We start from the raw sequence: 15671 nt of genomic DNA, 5'->3' as shown, positions 1-15671 counted from the left end.
CGTCAGCCTTTCGTGGCGCGGCGGTAGAAGGGGAACGGGGTGACGGTGCTGGGGACGGCCGTCCCACGGACGTCGATGTGGAGGACCTGTCCCCCGTCGGTCGCGGCGGCGAGCGCGGCCGGGTCGACGAACGCCATGGCGACCGGGTGCCCGAGCGTCGGTGAGAGCGCCCCCGACGTGACGGTGCCGACGACCGCGCCGTCGAGCAGCACGTCGTACCCGGCCCTCGGGGCACGACGCCCGGACGTCACGAGTCCGACGAGCACGCGGGCGTCGTCCGGCGGGGTGACGCCGGCCGCGCCGACGAAGTCGCCGTCCTGCGCCACGACCCGGCCGAGGCCGGCCTGTGCGGGGCGGACGTCGGTCCCGAGCTCGTGCCCGTACAGCGGCATGCCGGCTTCGAGCCGCAGGGTGTCCCGAGCGGCGAGTCCGGCGGGGACCACGCCACGGTCGGCCCCGGCCGCGAGCAGTGCGTTCCAGATCTCGATGGCGACGTCAGGGTCGCTGTAGATCTCGAACCCGTCCTCGCCCGTGTACCCGGTCCGGGCGACGAGGACGTCCGCGCCGTCGAACACGGCGTGGAGCACGCGGTAGTAGCGGAGCTCGTCGAGCGGCGACTCGGGCTGCAGGCGGTCGGCCACGACGAGGGCGTCGAGCGTGCCGGCGGCCGCCGGTCCCTGGATCGCGACGAGTGCGGTGCCGTCGGAGTCGTCCGAGACCTCCACGTCGTACCCCGCGGCCCGGTCCTGCAGCGAGGACACGGCGACCGAGCGGTTCGACGCGTTCGCGACGACGAGGAAGACGTCCTCGTCGGTGCGGTACACGACGAGGTCGTCGAGGATGCCGCCGTCCTCGGCCAGGAGCAGCGAGTACTTGGCCCGCCCGACCGGCATCGCGCCGAACGACCCGGCGAGCGCGTGGTCGAGGAACGCGACGGCGTCGGGGCCGGTGACGCCGATCTCCGCCATGTGCGAGAGGTCGAACACCCCGGCCGCCTCGCGCACGGCGTGGTGCTCGGCGAGGTCGGACGAGTACCGGACGGGCATGCGGTAGCCCGCGAAGTCGGTGAAGGTGGCTCCCGCGGCTTCGTGCGCGGATTCGAGGGGGGACGAACGCATGGCGGAGTTCTCCTGGCATCGGCAGGACCCGACGACCGTCGTCGGGCGGAACTCCCCCTCTGTCATGGGCCTGAGAGTTTCACCGCGGCCCGTGAGGTCCGGCGGCTTTCACCGTGGGCGAGCCACGGACCGACCCGGCGGGGGCATCGTGGCTGCTTTTCAGAGTGGCCTGTCCGCTGCGGTGTGGGAACCTGAGAGATTGTCGGGGGGATTGCTCCTTCGGTGGCGTGCGAGGTGCCAGGGGCACCGCACGACGTCTCCCGCGACGGATGATCGGCCGGTCTTCAGTTGTCCGCGCCGATCATACCGACCCCGCGTTTCGGGCGTGTGTCGTGTGCCACGGTTCGACATCTCGTAGAATGCCCGGATGGCAGGACAGCGATCGCGCCCCCGTGGGCAGCTCGAGCAGGCGGTGCTCGACGCGCTGTGGTCGGCGGCCGGTGCGGACGGTCTCAGCGCACGCCAGGTGCTCGACGCCTTCCCGGAGCCGCGCCCGGCGCTGACGACGGTGCTCACGGTGCTCGACCGACTCGGCCGCAAGGGTCAGGTGGAGCGCCAGCCGCACGACGACGCACCGCTGACGTTCCGCGCGACCAACAGCAGGGAGGAACAGACCGCCTCGCTCATGTCGAACGCCCTCGCCGCCGCCACCGACCGCGAAGCCGCCCTGCTGCGGTTCACCGGCTCGCTCGCCTCCGACGACCTCGACGTCCTCCGCCGCGCCCTCGACGCCCGAGCCCGTTCCTGACGGACCCGCTGCCGTGGTCGTCGCCGGAGTCGTCCTCATCGCCCTCGCCCTCGCGGTCGTGGTGCTCGCGCCCCGCTTCCTGACCCGGTCGGCGTGGACGATCGACCGCCCGCGCACCGCCCTCGTGTCGTGGTCGGTCGCCGTGCTGCTCGGCGTCGTCGGCTTCGTCGCGGGCGTCGCGCTCGTGGCCCTCGCGAACCGGCCCGTGACCGACCCGTTCCGCCTCGACGACTCCCCCACGCACGGCCTCAACATCGGCGTCGCACTGCTCGCCGTCCTCGCGTTCGTCATCGCCGTGCGCGTCCGTCCCGGCCCGGAGCACGAGGCGGTGCGCGAGGCGATGCGCTCCGGCACTGCACCCCACCGCGAGATCGACGGCACACCCGTCGCCGTCGTCGAGGCCGAGCACGCACTCGCGTGCGCCGTTCCCGGCCGCTCCGGCGGGGTGCTCGTGAGCACCGGGCTCGCGGACCGTCTGCGCACCGACGAACTGGAGGCCGTGGTCGCCCACGAACGCGCGCACCTGACCCAGCGCCACGCGGTCGCGGTCGGGGTCGCCGAGTCGATCGAGCGCGCGGTCCCGTGGATCCCCGGCGCGCGCGCGATGGCGCGCTCGACACGCGTCCTCGTGGAGTTCGCGGCGGATGACGCAGCAGCCCGACGCGTCGGACGCGACGCCCTGCGCCGGGCCGTGCTCGTGGCGGACGGGACGAGCGCGCTCGGGGCGATCCGCGCCTCCCGTCTCTCGTGAGCGGCGCGTGTCAGAGGCGGGGCATATGGTGATGACACCGTGAAGCCACTGACCGAAGCAGACATCCGTTCGTCGTTCGTCAACGCCACCCCGGACGAACTCGCCCAGCTGCCCATCCCCGGCCTGCACGAGATGCTGTGGGACGAGCGCGAGTTCCTCGGCTGGCGCGACCCGCAGGCGGCCCGCCGCGGCTACATCGTCTCGTGGATCGACGAGCGCCCCGTCGGGATCGTGGTGCGCTCGGCGAGTGGCTCGCTCCGCGCCGGCATCGCCGCGATGTGCTCCTTCTGCCACTCTCCGCAGCCGGCGACGCAGGTGCGCCTGTTCTCGGCCGCGCGCGCGGGTGAGTCCGGGCGCAACGGCAACACCATCGGCTCGTACATCTGCGAGGACCTCGGCTGCTCGATGCTGATCCGCACGGCACCGCCGCACCTCAACCCGCCGGCGACCATCGCGATGCGCGGCGAAGCGCTGCTGCAGCGCGTGCAGAACTTCACCGCGGACGTCGCGAAGACCGCCTAGCTCGACCGCGTGTAGCCGTACAGGTCCTGCTGCGCGCCGTTCACCCACAGGTCGGGACCGTCCGGGCGCGCGACCCGGAGCGTGCGGTTGTACGCCTCGTCGATGATCCGCGGTTCGTACCCGGCTTCGACCAACCGTGCGGCCAGGGCATCGAGGTCGCCCGTGTACTCGAACGAGAGCTCGACGCCGTCCTGCTCCGCGCGGTGCAGGGCGATCGCCCCGCCGCCGACCGCGGTGAAGTCGATCCAGACGCCGCTGTCGGAGGAGAGCCGACGCCGGAGACCGGCCGCTTCGGCGATCGCGGCCTGCGCGGTGACGTCGCTGCCGTACCAGATCGGCATGACCGTGAGCGGCGCCGCGGCGCGGGCCGCCGCGGACGGAGACGCCGTCGCCGTCATCGGGAGCGGACCATCCACGACGAGGAGCGGGCCGATGTCGTCGAGGACCGTCCGTCGGACGGACGCCCCGGCACCGACCAGCGCGCGCTCGAGGGCGTCGAGCGCTTCAGGACCGTCGGCGAGCAGGTTGATCCCAGTCCGCTCGTCGTTCGGGGACTCGACGCGGTGGATCGCGAGGACGCCGTCCCCGGCGAACTCGGACCACACGTCGTCACCGCCCGCGAGCGGCTCGAGACCGAGACCGCGTGCGAGTGCACGCCACGCGGACGGGTCGGTCGTGTACTGGATCTGCTGCACGGTGATCGTCATCGGGTTCCCCCTTCGGTGTCGGACACGTACTGGGCAGCGATGCGCTCGACGAGCGCGGAGAGCGAGACCCCTTCGTCGATCGCACGGTGCTTGAGGTCGCGCACCAGTTCGGCGGGGAGGTACACGTTGAACTGCACCTTGGGACTGCTCGCGCTGGCTACCATGCTAGCAATCTAGCGAGCGGCCGCCGAGTTGTCACGGGTCGATCGGTAGCGTGTGACCGTGAGCCGATTCAGCACCGCCCGGTGGGCCGTCGTCGAGGAGCTCGGGGACGGCCGCTGGCGCCTCACCCTCCGCGACGAGGCCGACGACGAGCTCGGGGCGTTCGGCCTCGGCGTCGAGGGACCATGGGACCCGGATGTCGAGCCGCACGTCGCCTTCGTGCTCGTGCAGCTCGGACTGACCCTGCGGGGCTCCCGACCGTGGCGGGAGGACGAGCTCGGCGACCTGCGGGCGCCCGTGCTGCCACCGGCGTGACCGGGGTCACTCCGTCGCGGCGATGAAGTTCCGCAGGATCTCCCGGTCGTCGCCGGCCCGGGCGGCCCAGACCAGTTCGCTCCGGTGACGGTCCCCCTCGAGGGGCAGCAGCACGACCGTGTCCGGAGCCGCCAGTGTGGCGCTCTCCGGCGCGACCGTCACCCCCAGTCCCGCACCGACGAGGTGCAGGACGGTCGCCCACGTCGTCGCCTCCTGCACCACCACCGGCCGGCGCCCGCCGGACACGACGGATGCCAGGTTGCGCTCGGTCGCGACGGCTCCGGCCACGGCCGGGAAGAACACGAACGGGTCGTCGAGCAGCTCCGACCCGCGGATCGACACCCGGCCGGCGAGCCGGTGGGCACGGGGAACGGCAGCGACGAACCGCTCGCTGCGGAACGGCCGGAACCGCACGGCGGGATCCGGATCCGGGTCGCGCACGATCGCGAGGTCGAGCTCGCCACGGACGATCCGAGCGAGGAGCCTGGAGGAGTACCCCTCGGTGAGCTCCACCCGGACGAGCGGGTACCGCTGCCGGAACACCTGCACGCGCTCGATCGGCCCGAGCGGCAGCGCCGACACGACGAACCCGACGTCGAGCCGCCCGGCTTCGCCCCGGCCGACCCGGACGGCCTCGTCGAGGTCACGCCTCGCCTGGGCGAGGAGCGAGCGCGCCCGGCCCTGCAACGTCCGGCCGGCCGGCGTGAGTGCCACGCTCCGCGAGGTCCGGACGAACAGGTCGACGCCGAGCTCGCGCTCGGTCCGCCGGATCTGCTGCGAGAGCGCCGGCTGGGCGATCCGCAGCGACTCGGCTGCACGACCGAAGTGCAGCTCGTCGGCGACGGCGAGGAACGCGCGGAGCTGACGGAGGTCGACTTCCGGTTCGCGATCCATGCACGCAGGTTATCGGTGGACAGGAACCGGTATTGGACGGCGCTCGACGGACGTCCGAGGATGGAGCCATGCCCGACGCACCCGCCACCGACTCCCTGATCATCACCGACATCACGACGTCCGCCGATGCCGAGGCCTTCCGGGTCCTCAACGAGGCCTGGATCAGTCGGTTCTTCACGCTCGAGGACGAGGACCGCAAGCTCCTCGGCGACCCCGTCGGCCAGATCGTCGAACCCGGCGGCGCGGCCTTCGTCGCACGACTCGGCGACACCGTGATCGGCTGCATCGGCATCGCGCCCGTCGGACCCGGAGTGTTCGAACTCGTCAAGATGGCCGTCTCCCCCGAGCACCAGGGACACGGGACCGGCCGGAAGCTCATCGCCACCGCGCTCGACCGCGCCCGTGCCCTCGGCGCCCACCGGGTGGTGCTCGAGAGCAACGCCCAGCTCGCCAGCGCTGTGCACCTGTACGAGCGATTCGGGTTCCGGCACCTCGGCCACGACGAGATCGCGCCGAGCCCGTACGTGCGCGCCGACGTGCACATGGCACTCGACCTGCACTGAGCGAGGCTCCGGATCACGCAGAATCCTGACGGACCGCCCCCACCGTCCGATAGCGTGCGACGAAATGCAGATCCGTGACCGAGCCGAGACCGACCTCGACCCCCTGGTCGAGGTCCTGTGGCGCGTGCACGGCACCGGCTACCCCGCGCAGTGGCCCCACGCCCCGCGCGACTGGGTCTCACCCGCGGGGCTGCTCCGCGCCTGGGTGGCGAGCGACGGCGAGCAGGTCATCGGACACGTCGGCGTCGCCGTCCCGGCCCCCGGTCGCATGGCCGAGATCACGCGTCTGTTCGTCCACCCTGCACACCGCGGCAACGGCGTCGCCGACGCCCTCCTCGCCGCCGCCGAACAGGCAGCACCCGGCACGCACGTGCGCCTCGACGTCACCGAGGAGACGCCGGAGGCATGGCGGCTCTACGAGCGACGCGGATGGTGCCTCACCGGGCGCGGACCCGCCGACTGGTGCATGCCGTCGGGCAAGGTCCCCACACTCCGGTACTACGCGAAGCGCGTCGGCTGACCCGGTACGCTCGCGCCATGGCGACACACGAAGTGCAGGCCGTGCGCGAGCGCGGTGCGTGGCAGGTGTTCATCGACGGGTTCCTGGTGACGGAGGTGTCGCGCTGGCCGTCCGTCGGGTTCGTCGCCCGCGAGTTCCTGGCGATGGACCGCACCGACGACCTGCGCATCCGCGTCGTCGGTCGCAACCAGTTCCTCGACGAGCAGTGACGACCGCGACCTTCGACGAGCTCCTGAAGGTCGGCGGGTCAGCGGACGTCACCGGCTGGGACTTCTCGTGGCTCGACGGCCGCGCGACCGAGGAACGTCCGCCGTGGGGCTACGCCCGGCTGCTGGGCGGACGACTGGCTCGCCTCGCCGCCGTCCCGGGCACCGCCAGCCTCGACATCCAGACGGGCGGCGGTGAGGTCCTCGCCGAGGCTCCGGCGTTCCCGGCGGCCGCCGTCGCGACGGAGTCCTGGCCGCCGAACGTCGCCGCGGCCACGGGGCGACTGCACCCGCGCGGCGTGGTCGTCGTCGCCGACCCCGACGAGCCACCACTGCCGTTCGCCGACGGAGCGTTCGACCTCGTCACGAGCAGGCACCCGGCCACGATCCACTGGACGGAGATCGCGCGCGTGCTCCGTCCGGGTGGCAGCTACTTCGCGCAGCACGTCGGGCCGGCGAGCGCGTTCGAACTCATCGAGTTCTTCCTCGGCCCGAAGCCGGTCGAGCGCCGAGGCCGGCACCACGACGACGAGGCCGATGCCGCACGGGCCGCCGGGCTCGACGTCGTCGATCTCCGCACCGCGCGCACCCGGATCGAGATCCACGACGTCGCCGCCGTCGTCTACCTCCTGCGCAAGGTGATCTGGTGGGTGCCGGACTTCACCGTCGAGCGGTACCGCGACCGGCTCCGCGAGCTGCACGACCTGATCCATCGAGACGGGCCGTTCGTGACGTACTCGGCCCGCCACCTCATCGAGGCGCGCAAGCCCGACTGAGCCGGCCCGCGCCTCCAGGCCGATGGCCGGTCGCTCACGCGACGTGCCAGACCAGCCCCTCCTGTGCGCTCGACGGGTACGCCGCCGCGATCCGCAGCACCGCCTCGCGCAACGTGTCCGGCGAACAGGCGAGGTTGAGCCGCGCGAACCCGCGCCCCTGCGATCCGAACCCGAGCCCGGAGTTGAGCGCGACGTAGGCGTGCTCCCGCAGCGGCACCGCCGGGTCGTCGCCCAGGCCGATGCCGCGGAAGTCGAGCCACGCCAGGTACCCGGCACGCGGGCGGGTGAAGACCACGCCGGGCAGGTGCTCGGCGAGGAGCTTCGCGAGCAACCGCTCGTTCGCGACGATCCGGGCGACGACGTCGTCGAGCCAGTCGGTGGCGAGCGTGAACGCCGCGAGGTTCGCGTGCAGCCCGAGGATGCTCGTCCGGCAGGCGACCTCTTCCCAGAGGGTGTCGAGGAGCGCCGCGGTACGCGGGTCCCCGGCGACGATGATCGAGCACTTCACACCGGCGAGGTTCCACCCCTTGCTGGCACTCGTCACGCAGACGCTGCGCGCCCCGACCGGTTCGGCGACCGCGGCGAACGGGGTGAACTCCACGCCCGGGTGGGTCAGCGGCGCGTGGATCTCGTCGCTGATGACGAGGACGTCGTAGCGGGCGGCGAGCTCCGCCACGGCGACGAGGTCGGCGCGGTCGTGCACGAGCCCGACGGGGTTGTGCGGGTTGCAGAGCAGGAAGACGCCGACGCCGCTCGCGAAGGCGCGCTCGAGCCCCTCGAGGTCGAGCCGGTAGACGCCCCACTGCTCGAGCAGGGGCACCTCCTCGACCTGACATCGGGCCTCTTCCACGAGCTCGAAGAACGGCGGGTACACCGGCGGGGTGATCGCCACGCGGCCGCCCTCGGGCAGTGCGAGCCGCAGCGACTCGACGATGCCGACGCTGACGTCGGTGGCGAGGTGGATCCGCGAGGGGTCGACCCGCCACCCCCACCGGTCGGCGGCGAACTGCGCGAAGGCGGGCGCAAGCGGCCCGGGACCGTCGAGGTACCCGAGGTCGGACTGCTGCACCCGCTCGATGAGCGCCTGCCGGATCTCCGGTGCGACGTCGTGGTCCATCTCGGCGACGAACAGGGGCAGCACGTCGGGCGCGTACCGCGTCCACTTGATGCTCGTGCGAACCCCGCGGAGCGTGCCGACCGGGTCCTCCTCGTCGCTCGCCATGCGTCCCAGCATGCATCGGACTGGAGGCGCGGCGCGAGTCCGGACGTCATCTCGCGTCGTCTTCGCGAAACCTGGACTTCGTGGTGGAGCTGCCGTATAGTGTTTGTTTGGTGCACTGCAGCGAACCCATCTGACTCGCGCACACCGAACCGTCTCGACACCGACTCACCCGAGTCGCATTCCCACGAGACCACCGCTCGATCCGAACGGACGAGCTGCACGTTGAAACTCGACGTGCGCGCCCCGCACTCGATGCGTCGCGCCGGACTCAGCCGTCCGCCGACACCGAGTCGCCCTGGGCGCCGAACGACCAGGAAGTACCGCAACACCATGACCAGCAACGAACGAATCACCATCAGCGGCACCGCACTCGCGGCGCCGACCGTCTCCCCCGACCGCATCGCCGAGTTCGGCGTGCGCGACGAGCGCTCGCAGCGCGAGTACCTCGTCCGCATCCCGGCCGACGACCTCCGTCACTTCATCTCCCGTGGCGCCCGCGTGGACGTCGACGGCGAAGCCGGCTGGACCGTCCCGGGTCGCTCCTGGCGCGGCGAGGCCAGCCGCACGCTCGTGCAGGCGCAGTCCGTCCGTGCCGGCGAGCTGGCCCTCGCCGCCTGAGTCCCGCACTCCACACACGAACGCCGCCGAGCTGGGCTCGGCGGCGTTCGTCGTTGTTCAGGGGTGCGTCGTCGTCGTTCGTCGTCGTTCGTCGTCGTCGTTCACGATCGGTCGGCCGGTTCGTCCGGCTCGTCGGCGCCGACGAACCGATGCCCGCCGTCGACGTCGACCGGGCGCGCGCTGCCCGCGCGCGAAGCGGCGTCCCGCAGCTTCCGGATGAACGCGCGGTCCTCCGGTTCGAGCTCGTCGTCCGGTGCGGTGCTCACGGTCAGCTCACTGGCGGGACCGACGAGCACCGTCGTCCGGGTCACCGAGCCGTCGTCGGCGACCGCGGGGATCGCCACGGTGTCGGTCCGGCCGTTCGCCCCGAGGACCGCAGCGTAGTCGACGACCGCGTCCGCGATCGCGTCGCCGGTCAGGATCAGACTGCCGTCGTAGTGGATGTACTTCACGTTGCCTCCTCGCCGCAGACGGTAGGTGCGCGCGATCCACGGGGACACAACGAGCGCGTTCAGTGGCCAATCGAGGGGCTCTCGTCTGCAGCCGGAGGAGGTGTGGAGCGCACAGTCGGAGAGAATCAGGGAATGGACGAGACGATGATGCAACGCACCCGAACGGTGACGCGGACCCGGGAGGTTGCGACAGCTCGGAGCGCACTGTCCGAGACGCTCATCCTGCACGGCCTCAGTTTCACCCCGGGCACCGCGCCGTTCGTCTTCGAGCAGACGGTGACGGGCACGGAGCTGCTGTCGTTGGAGTCCATGCACTGCAGCGGCACGGTCCGGGGCGAGGTCGAGTCGGGTGGCAAGGTCATCGTGAACTGGCTGAAGTCCGGGATCGGTGTGGTCGACGGCGACACACTCGTGATCGGACGACCGGTGCTCTACCGGGAGGGTCGGCAACCGTTCCGGTGGGACGGCTTCCAGAGCGACGTGATGCGCATCGACCGGGACACGCTGGAGCGCGTCGCAGCAGAGCGGGGTGGTTGGGATCCTGCACCGCTGGAGTTCAAACCGCACCACGTGCCGGAGGGACCGCCGCTCGCAGCGTGGTGGCTCGTCGTGCGCGCCATCGCCCCCGAAGTCCTCGGCCGGATCGGTCCGGTCCCAGCCGAACGGGAACGTGCGCTGACACGGTTCGCAGCGGCCGGCCTCCTCACGGCGATCCCGCACTGGCCGGTCGGTCAAGGACGAGAGGCGCCCGCCCGGACTCGTCTGGCGAAAGCGGAGGCGTTCCTGCTCGACAACGTCGCGGAACGGATCACCGTCGACGATGTCGCGGCCGCTGCCGGGCTCAGTGTCCGCGGGCTCCAGAGCGCGTTCCAGCGCGTCCACGGAGTCTCCCCGCTGTCGTACCTCAAGGGCGTGCGGCTGCTCCTGGCACGGGAGCACCTCGAGTCCGGGACGGCGGGCTCCGTCATGGAAGCGGCACGCGCTGCCGGGTTCACGCACGCCGGCCGGTTCTCGAGCGCCTACAAGGCGGAGTTCGGTGAACTGCCGCGTGACGTGCTCCGGACCGCCGCGATCCGATCGGTGGCGGACCGGTAGCGCGTCGGGGTGTCGACGGCCACCGATCGGTAGAACACGGTCCGGTGCCCGTCCGTCAACCCGTCAGGCGTGCTCAGCACGGCCGCTCCGAACGGGCTCGCTCGACGTGCGCTGCGAGCGCTGCCTGCGCTGCGGCCAACGTGGAGTAGTCCCCGATGTACTCGGCGAAGCCGTTCCGGACGGAGAAGTGGCCGTTCTGCCGGTCGATCGTGCCCGCGAACGCGGCCGCGTCGTCCGCCACCCAGAAGCCGTCATCAGCTCTGGCCCAGCCGAGCTCGCGCCGGGTTGCGGGGGACACCTTCGGGTGGTGCAGCAGGATGCTCATGCGGTGGGCTTTCTGAGGAAGTCGCCGTAGGTGGGCTCGTCGGGTGAGAGGAGGTCATCGCTGCTGGCGAGCGCCGCGGATGCGGCGTCCGGGTCGCCTCGGAGCCGGGCATCGACGAGGGCGTCGAGCTCGGCGGGCGCGAGGAGGCCGAAGCTGTGCCACTCCCCTGGGTTCCCCCGCGGGCGCTCCGGCTCCTGCTCCTGCTGATCCCACATACCGACCGTTCTTCCCCGCGGCGTGACGCGCCACGACAGCTGAGCAGGCGCTACCCGGGTCGTGCTGCCGGCGGGAGTGCCGGCTTCGTCGCGACGAGGTGCGGGTTCCTGACGGAAGTCAGCGTATGAACGCACCGCACTTCGCTACTAACTTTCTTAACTAGATGCGTTATCCGGCAAGTCGTGAACGGCGCTCGTGCGAGTTGCGGTCCGGTCGACCACCTGCTGCACGGCGGTCGCCAGTGCGATGATCCGCTCCGCCTCATCAGCCGGCACGGCGTCGAGGAGATCCTGCACGTCCCGAGGGAGTCCTTCGTACGCCTCGGCGAGACCCCCCTGCCCCTCAGGGGTCAGGCGGACGATGCGGGACCGTCGATCGTCCGGGTCGGGTTCACGACGAGCGAGGCCACGGGCGACGAGTCGGTCGACGGTGAGCGTCGCGGCCGCCCCGGTGACACCGAGGACGCTGGCGAGGTCGGTTGCTCGCGCCGGAAGGCTCGCCGCTTCCCGCATCGCCAGGAACTGCACGGCGTGGAAGTCGCTCGCCTTGAGGCCCATGCGGGCGCGCGCACGGGTCTGCAGCATGGACTCCGCCGTCCGCAGTCGGTTCACGGACTCCAGCAGCAGCACCCCGGTCGGAACCTGCTCACCGCGCTCTGCCATCAACGCCTCCGATCCTGCGGTCACCGGCGGGATGCCCGGTCGGTGACGCCCGTCGGTCCAGTCTGGCAGGCCGAGGTTGGGGGGAAGCGCCGGTTCGCCCGAGTCGACGTCGATCGGCAGCCGTGGCGGTCCTCCGTCGCCCGGGGCCTAGTTGTTGAAGCGGAACTCCACCACGTCCCCATCCTGCATGACGTAGTCCTTGCCCTCGATCCGGGCCTTGCCGTGGGCGCGCGCCTCGGCGATCGACCCGGTCTCGATGAGGTCCTCGAACGAGATGACCTCGGCCTTGATGAAGCCCTTCTCGAAGTCGGTGTGGATGACACCGGCGGCCTGGGGAGCCTTCCACCCCTTGCCGATCGTCCACGCACGCGCTTCCTTCGGCCCGGCCGTCAGGTACGTCTGCAGCCCGAGGGTGTCGAACCCGATGCGGGCGAGCTGGTCGAGGCCGGACTCGGTCTGGCCGGTCGACTCGAGGAGCTCGGCGGCGTCCGCGGGGTCGAGGTCGATGAGCTCCGACTCGATCTTGGCGTCGAGGAACACGGCCTGCGCGGGCGCGACCAGCGCGGCGAGCTCGGCCTTGCGAGTCTCGTCGGTGAGGATCGCCTCGTCGACGTTGAAGACGAAGATGAAGGGCTTCGCGCTGAGCAGCCCGAGCTCCGCGATCGGCGACAGGTCGATCGACGTCGCGGAGAGCAGCGTGCCGGCCTCGAGCGCAGCCTTGGCCTCCTGCGCGGTCGCGAGCACGATCGGCTCGGCCTGCTTGAGCTTCACCGTCTTCTCGTACCGGGGCAGCGCCTTCTCGATGGTCTCGAGGTCGGCGAGGATGAGCTCGGTGTTGATGACCTCGAGGTCGTCCTTCGGGGAGACCTTGTTCGCGACGTGCACGACGTCGTCGTCGTCGAAGCCGCGGACGACCTGAGCGATGGCGTCGGCCTCGCGGATGTTCGCGAGGAACTTGTTGCCGAGCCCCTCCCCCTCGCTGGCGCCCTTGACGATGCCGGCGATGTCGACGAACGACACGGGTGCGGGCACGGTCTTCTCGGAGTGGAAGAGCTCCGCGAGCCGGTCCAGCCGGGGGTCGGGGAGGTTCACGACGCCGATGTTCGGCTCGATGGTCGCGAACGGGTAGTTCGCCGCGAGGACCTGGTTCTTGGTCAGGGCGTTGAACAGGGTCGACTTGCCGACGTTCGGGAGACCGACGATTCCGATGGTGAGTGCCACGGGAGTACAGCCTAACGGTGGCAGCCTCCCCCCACGCCGGGGGCGCGGAGCACGTCGGCGTGGCAGCGTGGTGGGACGACGACAGATCGGAGGACCGCCATGTGGTTCGAACGCGACCGACGCGGTGTGCACTCGAGAGGCCTCGACGCCCGGGGCCAGCGACGCTACTTCGCGCCGGAGACCCTGACCGCTCTCGAGGGCCTCCCGCCGAGCGAGCTCGAGTCGTTGCACGACGCCCTGGCCGAGCTCGAGGCGGACGTCCTGGTCGAGTACGACCCGGAGGACGAGTCGATCGACCACGACGACGAGGACGCGTTCCGCATGGTGCCCCCGCCGACGACGATCGCGTTCCCGCCGGTCACGTCGGACTTCGCGACCGCGTTCACCGAGCACGTGCAGGGGCTGGACCGCCGATGGCGACTCGATGCGTCGGCGATCGCCTTCGAGGTGGTCGGCACGACGCTCCGGCCGCACTGGGAACGGCAGCGAGCGCGTCGAAGGGCGGCCTGGAGGCTCACCGCACGTCGCCGACACGGCTCGCGTCGCGTACGCCGCCGCTGACACGGCCCGGTGCGGGACCGCGCACCGGTCCGGCCCGGCGACGACGCAACGCCGAGGCGGCTTCGGGGGATGTCGGCGCCGCGTGCGACCATCGGGAACGTGCCGTTGAACTTCACCGCGATCGACTTCGAGACCGCGAACAGCTCGCCCGCCAGCGCCTGCTCGGTCGGACTCGTCAAGGTCCGTGCGGGGAAGGTCGTCGAGCGGGCCTCGTGGTTCATCCGGCCGCCGCTCGGGCACGACGCGTTCCTCGAGTGGAACACCCGCATCCACGGCATCGTCGAGTCGGACGTGCAGCACGCCAAGGGCTGGGCCGAGCAGTACCCGGACATCGTGGCGTTCGCGGACGGCGACGTCCTGGTCGCCCACAACGCCCGCTTCGACATGGGTGTCATCGCCGGCGGGTGCTCGGCGACCGGCGTCGAACTCGCGGAGCACCACTCGATGTGCTCCCTGCAGGTCGCCCGCAAGACGTACACGCTCGACTCGTACCGCCTGCCGATGGCCGCACGGGCTGCCGGCTTCGAGGGGTTCCAGCACCACGACGCCGCCGCCGATGCCGAGGCCTGCGCCGCGATCGTCGTGCACGCCGCAGGTCACCACGGCGCCGAGACGGTCGAGGCGCTCGGCGCGGCGACACGGGTGCACATCGCACCGGTCCGTGCCCGTGCTGAGAAGCCCCGGACGGCGCCGCAGCCCCGGCTGTCGAACCGCCCCATGATCTTCGCCGACTGAGCAGGACGCACCCGGACGCGCCCGGACGGACCGGTGACCCGCAGCCCCGGTGGTATTGTCACGACAATCCCTCGGCGCCGCCGCCGACCCCGCACTCCTGAAGGACCGCGATGACCAACGAAGGCCAGCTGCCGTCCGACCTGTTCATGGACCTGGACCGGTCGGGTCCGATGCCCCTCTACTTCCAGGTCGCCTCACGCATCGAGGAGGCGATCCGCTCCGGCGCGATGCCCCCGGGCGCTCGACTCGAGAACGAGATCGCGCTCGGCGAGCGGCTCGGCCTGTCCCGCCCGACGATCCGCCGAGCGATCCAGGACCTCGTCGACAAGGGCCTGCTCGTCCGTCGCCGTGGGATCGGCACGCAGGTGGTGCACGGCCCGGTCACGCGCAAGGTCGAGCTGACGAGCCTCTACGACGACCTGGCGCAGGGTTCGCAGGCCCCGGCGACGAAGCTCCTCGAGCGGGACGACGTGCCGGCTTCGGACGTCGTCGCCGAGGCGCTCGGCATCGCGACCGGCACGACGGTGGCGCACATCCGCCGCGTCCGGTTCGCCGAGGACGTGCCGATGGCGATCCTCGAGAACTACCTGCCGCCGGAGTTCCTGGAGATCACGGACGAGGACCTCCAGACGCACGGGTTGTACCAGCTGCTCCGGGGCCGGGGCGTGACGATGCGGGTCGCGAAGCAGCGGATCGGCGCGCGGGCCGTCACCGACGAGGAGGCCGGTCTGCTCGAGATCGAGGACGGCGACCCGGTGCTCACGATGAGCCGCACCGCGTACGACGCCTCGGGCCGGGCGGTCGAGTACGGCGTGCACTGCTACCGCCCGGACCGCTACTCGTTCGAGGTCACCCTCGTCGACAAGTAGGCCTCACGCCAGGGACGGGACGCCGAGCTCGCCCGTGACGTACTGCGCCCGACCGAAGCCGAACGACCAGTCCTGCGGGCCGTTCTCGACGTAGCCGATGAAGACGTCCTCCGAGGCGACGCCGATGCCGGCGAGAGCATCGTGGATCGCGGCGTAGAGCGCGGTCTTGGCCTCGTCCGAGCGGCCGCGCTGCGTGAAGACCTGGATGACGAGGACGCCCTCGGTGCGGTCGAACCCGAGGCCGGCGTCCCCGGCGATGATCTGCTGCGCCGGGTGCTCGGTGATGACCTGGAAGCGGTCGCGCACGGGGATCCCGTACACGTCGACGATCGCGGTGTGGATCGCGTCGGCGATGGCGCGGACCTGCTCGGGTGTGCGCCCGGTGGCGAGGTCGATACGGACGAGTGGCATGG

Annotated in this window: 24 protein-coding genes and 1 riboswitch; of the genes, 13 read left to right on the top strand and 11 right to left on the bottom strand. The window is 71.4% G+C overall.

Going from position 1 to position 15671, the window contains the following annotated elements; translation table 11 throughout:
- Nucleotides 1-2: 2 nt before the first annotated feature.
- Complete coding sequence (gene gcvT, locus HP507_RS11395) at nucleotides 3-1118, bottom strand: glycine cleavage system aminomethyltransferase GcvT (RefSeq protein ID WP_175351906.1); 1116 nt, start codon at nucleotides 1116-1118, stop codon at nucleotides 3-5.
- A 169-nt stretch (nucleotides 1119-1287) separates the two neighbouring features.
- Nucleotides 1288-1391, bottom strand: a riboswitch (glycine riboswitch).
- 94 nt (nucleotides 1392-1485) lie between these two features.
- Between gcvT and HP507_RS11390 the strand changes: the two genes are divergently transcribed.
- From HP507_RS11390 to HP507_RS11380, 3 genes are read left to right on the top strand one after another with little or no spacing between them, the layout of a single operon-like run.
- Nucleotides 1486-1866 (top strand): BlaI/MecI/CopY family transcriptional regulator, encoded by a 381-nt coding sequence (locus HP507_RS11390; protein ID WP_175351905.1) that lies wholly within the window; start codon nucleotides 1486-1488, stop codon nucleotides 1864-1866.
- 13 nt (nucleotides 1867-1879) lie between these two features.
- The gene (locus tag HP507_RS17945; RefSeq protein WP_217508714.1) at nucleotides 1880-2617 is read left to right on the top strand and encodes a M56 family metallopeptidase; all 738 of its coding nucleotides are present in this window, start codon (nucleotides 1880-1882) and stop codon (nucleotides 2615-2617) included.
- Nucleotides 2618-2656: 39 nt separating this feature from the next.
- Nucleotides 2657-3139 (top strand): FBP domain-containing protein, encoded by a 483-nt coding sequence (locus HP507_RS11380; protein WP_175351904.1) that lies wholly within the window; start codon nucleotides 2657-2659, stop codon nucleotides 3137-3139.
- Here the strand turns inward: HP507_RS11380 and HP507_RS11375 are convergent.
- Complete coding sequence (locus tag HP507_RS11375; protein ID WP_175351903.1) at nucleotides 3136-3846, bottom strand: hypothetical protein; 711 nt, start codon at nucleotides 3844-3846, stop codon at nucleotides 3136-3138. The two genes, HP507_RS11380 and HP507_RS11375, sit on opposite strands and share 4 nt — an antisense overlap.
- Nucleotides 3843-4010: a ribbon-helix-helix domain-containing protein gene (locus HP507_RS11370; RefSeq protein WP_175351902.1), complete on the bottom strand. Its 168-nt coding sequence runs from the start codon at nucleotides 4008-4010 to the stop codon at nucleotides 3843-3845. Before HP507_RS11370 ends, HP507_RS11375 begins: the two co-directional genes overlap by 4 nt.
- A 58-nt stretch (nucleotides 4011-4068) precedes the next feature.
- Here HP507_RS11370 and HP507_RS11365 point away from each other — a divergent pair, with 58 nt between their 5' ends.
- Nucleotides 4069-4323: a hypothetical protein gene (locus tag HP507_RS11365; protein WP_175351901.1), complete on the top strand. Its 255-nt coding sequence runs from the start codon at nucleotides 4069-4071 to the stop codon at nucleotides 4321-4323.
- Nucleotides 4324-4329: 6 nt separating this feature from the next.
- On the opposite strand, the gene HP507_RS11360 is transcribed toward HP507_RS11365, so the two are convergent.
- Complete coding sequence (locus HP507_RS11360) at nucleotides 4330-5217, bottom strand: LysR substrate-binding domain-containing protein (RefSeq protein ID WP_175351900.1); 888 nt, start codon at nucleotides 5215-5217, stop codon at nucleotides 4330-4332.
- Between the two features lie 68 nt (nucleotides 5218-5285).
- Between HP507_RS11360 and HP507_RS11355 the strand changes: the two genes are divergently transcribed.
- From HP507_RS11355 to HP507_RS11340, 4 genes are all read left to right on the top strand, one after another.
- A complete protein-coding gene (locus HP507_RS11355; RefSeq protein WP_175351899.1) occupies nucleotides 5286-5780 on the top strand; it encodes a GNAT family N-acetyltransferase in 495 nt (164 codons plus the stop codon).
- A gap of 64 nt (nucleotides 5781-5844) precedes the next feature.
- On the top strand, nucleotides 5845-6300 hold the full coding sequence (locus tag HP507_RS11350; RefSeq protein ID WP_175351898.1) for a GNAT family N-acetyltransferase: 456 nt from the start codon (nucleotides 5845-5847) through the stop codon (nucleotides 6298-6300).
- A 17-nt stretch (nucleotides 6301-6317) separates the two neighbouring features.
- Nucleotides 6318-6509 carry a hypothetical protein gene (locus HP507_RS11345; RefSeq protein ID WP_175351897.1) on the top strand — a complete coding sequence of 64 codons (192 nt, stop codon included), beginning with the start codon at nucleotides 6318-6320 and terminating at the stop codon, nucleotides 6507-6509.
- Entirely contained in the window at nucleotides 6506-7282 is a 777-nt protein-coding gene (locus HP507_RS11340; protein WP_175351896.1) for a class I SAM-dependent methyltransferase, read from the top strand. The genes HP507_RS11345 and HP507_RS11340 overlap by 4 nt, the downstream gene beginning before the upstream one ends.
- Nucleotides 7283-7316: 34 nt before the next feature.
- Here the strand turns inward: HP507_RS11340 and HP507_RS11335 are convergent, their stop codons facing one another.
- Nucleotides 7317-8504 carry a MalY/PatB family protein gene (locus HP507_RS11335; RefSeq protein ID WP_254701068.1) on the bottom strand — a complete coding sequence of 396 codons (1188 nt, stop codon included), beginning with the start codon at nucleotides 8502-8504 and terminating at the stop codon, nucleotides 7317-7319.
- 330 nt (nucleotides 8505-8834) lie between these two features.
- On the opposite strand from HP507_RS11335, the gene HP507_RS11330 reads away from it, so the two are divergent.
- Nucleotides 8835-9122, top strand: a complete 288-nt coding sequence (locus tag HP507_RS11330) for a hypothetical protein (RefSeq protein WP_175351894.1) — start codon at nucleotides 8835-8837, stop codon at nucleotides 9120-9122.
- A gap of 101 nt (nucleotides 9123-9223) precedes the next feature.
- On the opposite strand, the gene HP507_RS11325 is transcribed toward HP507_RS11330, so the two are convergent.
- Complete coding sequence (locus HP507_RS11325; RefSeq protein ID WP_175351893.1) at nucleotides 9224-9574, bottom strand: hypothetical protein; 351 nt, start codon at nucleotides 9572-9574, stop codon at nucleotides 9224-9226.
- A gap of 144 nt (nucleotides 9575-9718) precedes the next feature.
- Between HP507_RS11325 and HP507_RS11320 the strand changes: the two genes are divergently transcribed.
- Nucleotides 9719-10669, top strand: coding sequence for an AraC family transcriptional regulator (locus HP507_RS11320; RefSeq protein WP_175351892.1), 951 nt, complete (start codon nucleotides 9719-9721; stop codon nucleotides 10667-10669).
- Nucleotides 10670-10742: 73 nt separating this feature from the next.
- On the opposite strand, the gene HP507_RS11315 is transcribed toward HP507_RS11320, so the two are convergent.
- From HP507_RS11315 to ychF, 4 genes are all read right to left on the bottom strand, one after another.
- Entirely contained in the window at nucleotides 10743-10994 is a 252-nt protein-coding gene (locus HP507_RS11315; protein ID WP_175351891.1) for a hypothetical protein, read from the bottom strand.
- Nucleotides 10991-11209 carry a hypothetical protein gene (locus HP507_RS11310; RefSeq protein WP_175351890.1) on the bottom strand — a complete coding sequence of 73 codons (219 nt, stop codon included), beginning with the start codon at nucleotides 11207-11209 and terminating at the stop codon, nucleotides 10991-10993. The genes HP507_RS11315 and HP507_RS11310 overlap by 4 nt, the downstream gene beginning before the upstream one ends.
- Nucleotides 11210-11365: 156 nt before the next feature.
- Nucleotides 11366-11872 carry a MarR family winged helix-turn-helix transcriptional regulator gene (locus tag HP507_RS11305; protein ID WP_175351889.1) on the bottom strand — a complete coding sequence of 169 codons (507 nt, stop codon included), beginning with the start codon at nucleotides 11870-11872 and terminating at the stop codon, nucleotides 11366-11368.
- Nucleotides 11873-12019: 147 nt separating this feature from the next.
- Nucleotides 12020-13093, bottom strand: coding sequence for a redox-regulated ATPase YchF (gene ychF, locus HP507_RS11300; protein WP_175351888.1), 1074 nt, complete (start codon nucleotides 13091-13093; stop codon nucleotides 12020-12022).
- Nucleotides 13094-13192: 99 nt separating this feature from the next.
- On the opposite strand from ychF, the gene HP507_RS11295 reads away from it, so the two are divergent.
- From HP507_RS11295 to HP507_RS11285, 3 genes are all read left to right on the top strand, one after another.
- A complete protein-coding gene (locus tag HP507_RS11295) occupies nucleotides 13193-13654 on the top strand; it encodes a hypothetical protein (protein ID WP_175351887.1) in 462 nt (153 codons plus the stop codon).
- Between the two features lie 99 nt (nucleotides 13655-13753).
- The gene (locus tag HP507_RS11290) at nucleotides 13754-14389 is read left to right on the top strand and encodes an exonuclease domain-containing protein (protein WP_175351886.1); all 636 of its coding nucleotides are present in this window, start codon (nucleotides 13754-13756) and stop codon (nucleotides 14387-14389) included.
- A 110-nt stretch (nucleotides 14390-14499) separates the two neighbouring features.
- The gene (locus HP507_RS11285) at nucleotides 14500-15258 is read left to right on the top strand and encodes a GntR family transcriptional regulator (RefSeq protein WP_175351885.1); all 759 of its coding nucleotides are present in this window, start codon (nucleotides 14500-14502) and stop codon (nucleotides 15256-15258) included.
- Nucleotides 15259-15261: 3 nt separating this feature from the next.
- Here the strand turns inward: HP507_RS11285 and HP507_RS11280 are convergent, their stop codons facing one another.
- Nucleotides 15262-15669: a tautomerase family protein gene (locus HP507_RS11280; protein WP_175351884.1), complete on the bottom strand. Its 408-nt coding sequence runs from the start codon at nucleotides 15667-15669 to the stop codon at nucleotides 15262-15264.
- Nucleotides 15670-15671: the final 2 nt, after the last annotated feature.

Origin of the sequence: Curtobacterium pusillum, from assembly GCF_013359865.1 — a bacterium.
Lineage (GTDB): Bacteria > Actinomycetota > Actinomycetes > Actinomycetales > Microbacteriaceae > Curtobacterium > Curtobacterium pusillum.
This window is presented reverse-complemented; position numbering and strand designations above follow the sequence as displayed.

Bases quoted from the DNA above. Each gene is read 5' to 3' on its own strand.
- gcvT (WP_175351906.1), bottom strand. From the start codon at position 1,118: ATGCGTTCGTCCCCCCTCGAATCCGCGCACGAAGCCGCGGGAGCCACC.
- HP507_RS11390 (WP_175351905.1), top strand. From the start codon at position 1,486: ATGGCAGGACAGCGATCGCGCCCCCGTGGGCAGCTCGAGCAGGCGGTG.
- HP507_RS11375 (WP_175351903.1), bottom strand. From the start codon at position 3,846: ATGACGATCACCGTGCAGCAGATCCAGTACACGACCGACCCGTCCGCG.
- HP507_RS11370 (WP_175351902.1), bottom strand. From the start codon at position 4,010: ATGGTAGCCAGCGCGAGCAGTCCCAAGGTGCAGTTCAACGTGTACCTC.
- HP507_RS11360 (WP_175351900.1), bottom strand. From the start codon at position 5,217: ATGGATCGCGAACCGGAAGTCGACCTCCGTCAGCTCCGCGCGTTCCTC.
- HP507_RS11355 (WP_175351899.1), top strand. From the start codon at position 5,286: ATGCCCGACGCACCCGCCACCGACTCCCTGATCATCACCGACATCACG.
- HP507_RS11350 (WP_175351898.1), top strand. From the start codon at position 5,845: ATGCAGATCCGTGACCGAGCCGAGACCGACCTCGACCCCCTGGTCGAG.
- HP507_RS11345 (WP_175351897.1), top strand. From the start codon at position 6,318: ATGGCGACACACGAAGTGCAGGCCGTGCGCGAGCGCGGTGCGTGGCAG.
- HP507_RS11335 (WP_254701068.1), bottom strand. From the start codon at position 8,504: ATGGCGAGCGACGAGGAGGACCCGGTCGGCACGCTCCGCGGGGTTCGC.
- HP507_RS11330 (WP_175351894.1), top strand. From the start codon at position 8,835: ATGACCAGCAACGAACGAATCACCATCAGCGGCACCGCACTCGCGGCG.
- HP507_RS11320 (WP_175351892.1), top strand. From the start codon at position 9,719: ATGATGCAACGCACCCGAACGGTGACGCGGACCCGGGAGGTTGCGACA.
- HP507_RS11315 (WP_175351891.1), bottom strand. From the start codon at position 10,994: ATGAGCATCCTGCTGCACCACCCGAAGGTGTCCCCCGCAACCCGGCGC.
- HP507_RS11310 (WP_175351890.1), bottom strand. From the start codon at position 11,209: ATGTGGGATCAGCAGGAGCAGGAGCCGGAGCGCCCGCGGGGGAACCCA.
- HP507_RS11305 (WP_175351889.1), bottom strand. From the start codon at position 11,872: ATGGCAGAGCGCGGTGAGCAGGTTCCGACCGGGGTGCTGCTGCTGGAG.
- HP507_RS11295 (WP_175351887.1), top strand. From the start codon at position 13,193: ATGTGGTTCGAACGCGACCGACGCGGTGTGCACTCGAGAGGCCTCGAC.
- HP507_RS11285 (WP_175351885.1), top strand. From the start codon at position 14,500: ATGACCAACGAAGGCCAGCTGCCGTCCGACCTGTTCATGGACCTGGAC.
- HP507_RS11280 (WP_175351884.1), bottom strand. From the start codon at position 15,669: ATGCCACTCGTCCGTATCGACCTCGCCACCGGGCGCACACCCGAGCAG.